Below are 479 nucleotides of genomic sequence, written 5' to 3'. Positions count from 1 at the left end.
CGATGAGATCCAGTGTGGTATGGGGCGTACCGGTTCCATGTTTGCGTGGCAGCAGTACGGCGTGAAGCCGGATGTCATGACGGTGGCCAAAGCGTTGGGAAACGGGGTGCCGGTGGGCGCATTCCTGGCCTCCGGGAAAGCGGCAGAGGCAATGGTTCCGGGAGATCACGGCACCACCTACGGCGGAAACCCGCTGGTGACAGCGGCGGCTGACACCGTGTTAAGTATATTTGAAAAGCGCGGGATTGTGGACCATGTGAATCAGATCGGCGGCTATCTGTGGAAAAAGCTTGATGAACTGGCTGACCAGTTTGACTGCATTACCGGCCACCGGGGCATGGGGCTGATGCAGGGGCTGGAGTTTCATATGCCGGTTGGACCCATTGTGCAGAAGGCGCTTCTCGAAGAAAAGCTGGTGTTAATCAGCGCGGGCAGCAGTATCATTCGATTTGTACCACCGCTCATTATAGAGAAGGAAC

General features: G+C 56.8%; 1 protein-coding gene. It reads left to right on the top strand.

Features of this window, described 5'->3' with window-relative positions:
- The coding region (locus NE664_13610; protein ID MCQ4727669.1) for an aminotransferase class III-fold pyridoxal phosphate-dependent enzyme at positions 1–479 on the top strand (479 nt) is incomplete at both ends.

The organism is Anaerotignum faecicola (assembly GCA_024460105.1).
GTDB lineage: Bacteria > Bacillota > Clostridia > Lachnospirales > Anaerotignaceae > JANFXS01.
Note: the sequence above shows the minus strand (reverse complement) of the source record. Positions and strands in the feature narration are given on the sequence as shown.